Origin of the sequence: Mesorhizobium sp. M7A.F.Ca.AU.002.02.1.1 (assembly GCF_003998535.1) — a bacterium.
GTDB lineage: Bacteria > Pseudomonadota > Alphaproteobacteria > Rhizobiales > Rhizobiaceae > Mesorhizobium > Mesorhizobium ciceri.
This window is the reverse complement of the sequence record NZ_RZPB01001034.1, coordinates 1-1,758: the sequence shown is the minus strand read 5'-3', so window position 1 is coordinate 1,758 and position 1,758 is coordinate 1. Positions and strand designations below refer to the sequence as shown.

At 66.4% G+C, this 1,758-nt stretch carries 1 protein-coding gene; it reads left to right on the top strand.

Annotated features, from left to right (window positions below):
* Positions 1 to 1,758 (top strand): FAD-dependent oxidoreductase (locus EN879_RS34675; protein ID WP_348631521.1); only part of this gene is annotated, 1,758 nt, incomplete at both ends.

The window sequence follows — 1,758 nt, the reverse complement described above, 5'->3', positions numbered from 1 at the left end:
ATGCTGGCCGATCTCGAGCCGCATTTCGGCGGTTCGGCCAACTGGTCCGAGGAAACGATCGATGGCGCGCCTGCCGCCGATTGGGCGCGGCGCACCGTGGCCCAGCTCGCAGGCCGCGACAATGTCCGGCTTCTGCCGCGCACCACGGTGTGGGGTTACTACGACAACAACACGCTTGCGGCGCTCGAACGGGTCAGCGACCACAAGGAGCACCCCGGCAAGGGCGAGCCGCGCCATCGCTATTGGGCGATCCGCGCCAAATCCGTGGTCCTGGCCACTGGTGCGTTCGAGCGGCCGCTCATCTTCCCCGGCAATGACCGGCCAGGCGTGATGCTGGCGCATGCCGCCGAGCGCTATGCCAACGAATTCGGCGTGCTGCCGGGCGAGCGGATCGCGTTGTTCACCAACAATGACAGCGCCTATCGGGCGGCTGTCGCCTTGAAGAAGGCCGGCGCCGCGGTCGTCGCCATCGCCGATGTCAGGCCGGAACTTTCGCCGGAGATGCGCAAGCTGGCCGCGGAAGCCGAGGCAGAGATCTTTGCCGGCCATGCCGTCGTCGCCACCGAAGGCGGCAAGGCGCTGTCCGGCCTCAAGCTGCAGCGCTTCGACATGGCCAATGGGGCACTCATCGGTGATGCACGCAGTATCCATGCCGATTGCCTGCTGATGTCCGGCGGCTGGTCGCCGACCATCCATCTGGCCAGCCAGGCCGGCGCCAAGGCGGAATGGAACGCCGCGCGGCAAGCTTTCCTGCCGCCAGAGCCGACACAGAGCTGGATCGGCGCAGGCGCCTTCACCGGAAGCTTCTCGACGGCCGAAGCCATCGCCGAAGGCCGCGCCGCCGGCCTCGCCGCCGCAGGCGGGCAGAGCACACCGTCCATGCTGCCGACCGTCGAAGCAGTGCCTGGCGATCCCGACCCCGCCCCGGTGTTCGAGATCAGGGCCAAGGGCAAGAGCTTTGTCGATTTCCAGCATGACGTAACGGCCGAGGACGTGCGGCTGGCTCACCGGGAAGGCTTTGTCTCGGTCGAGCATCTCAAGCGCTACACCACGCTCGGCATGGCGACCGACCAGGGCAAGAGCTCCAACGTGCCTGGCCTTGCCATCATGGCCGAGGCGCTGGGCAAGCCGATCCCCGAGGTCGGCACGACACGCTTCCGGCCGCCCTTTGCTCCGGTGTCGATCGGCTCGCTGGCTGCCGAGCGTTTTGGCGACCTGAAGCCAGAACGATTGACGCCGATGCATGACTGGCATCTGGCCAATGGCGCGACGATGTATTCCGCCGGCCTCTGGTACCGGCCGATGATCTATGGGCTTTCAGGCGAAACGGTCGAGCAGGCCTATGTGCGCGAAGCCAAGGCGACGCGCGAAAGCGCCGGCATCGTCGATGTCTCGACACTGGGTAAGATCGCGGTGCAAGGCCCTGATGCCGCCGCATTCCTCGACCGCGTCTACACCAACATGTTTTCGACGCTGGCCGTCGGCAAGGCCCGCTACGGGCTGATGCTGCGCGAGGACGGCCTCGCCTTCGACGATGGCACCACCTGGCGGCTCGGCGAGCAGGATTTTCTGATGACCACCACCACGGCCAACGCCGGCAAGGTGATGCAGCATCTGGAATATTTCCTCGACGTGATCTGGCCGGAGCTGAAAGTCCACGTCACCTCGGTGACAGACGAATGGGCAGGTGCCGCGATCGGCGGCCCGAAGGCCAGGCAGATCCTCGCCGCCTGTGTCACCGGCACGTCGGTCGACAAC